This is a genomic window from Variovorax sp. P4_D9 (genome assembly GCF_056401695.1).
In genome coordinates, this window is the sequence record NZ_JBFUIU010001638.1 from 1 (window position 1) to 805 (window position 805).

Consider the following 805-nt stretch of genomic DNA (forward strand, 5'->3'; position numbering starts at 1 on the left):
GCGCCGGATCTCCGGGCGACCTGCTGCGCCGCCGACCCGACCTGATGGCGGCGGAACGGCGCCTTGCCGCGTCGAACGCCCGTGTCGGCGTGGCCATGGCCGAGTACTACCCGAAGTTGTCCCTCAGTGGAATGATCGGCAGCGCCACGTCGGTGTCCACCGGAAACCTGTTCAGCAGTGGCGCAAGCCAGGGCGCGGGCGTGCTCGGCCTGCGTTGGCGCCTGTTCGACTTCGGTCGCATCGACGCGCAGATCGACGCCGCCAGAGGACAGCAGGCGGAACTGCTCGCGGCCTACCGGTTGGCCGCGCTGCGCGCAACCGAGGACGTCGAGAACGCTTTCTCCGTGCTGGTCAAACGAGAAACACAGACCGTTCTGCTTGCGCAAGGCGAGGCATCGCTCGCCCGCGCAAGAGGCGCTTCATTTGCAGCGTTCCAGAAAGGTGTCGTCAGCCTGATCGAGGTCCTGCAGGCCGACGAGAGCCTGCTGCGTGTGGCCGATGCCAGGGTACAGGCGCAGACGGAGTCGGCGCGCGCGGCGGTCGGCGCTTTCAAGGCGCTGGGTGGGGGCTGGTCGCAGGGCAATGCCGCAGAGGCTGTTGCGCTGCGATAGCACAAGAGGCACAAAGGGTGGCCTGAGGTGACCCTGCTTCGTCAAGGACGACTGCTCGACCTTGACCCAGACTCCCTTTCAAGTGCTCGGCCTTCTTGAGCAAATGGATCTACCAACTCTACCATTCCCTGCACAAATCGGCCAATAACCGTTGACCAGCGCCCAAACGCTCAGCGCCACCCCCACTGTGGCGG

At 65.6% G+C, this 805-nt stretch carries 1 protein-coding gene; it reads left to right on the forward strand.

What is annotated here, in order from left to right; genetic code table 11:
• On the forward strand, window positions 1–611 hold a 611-nt coding region (locus AC1DY5_RS57445), incomplete at its 5' end, for a TolC family protein (protein ID WP_478123009.1).
• Window positions 612–805 lie beyond the last annotated feature (194 nt).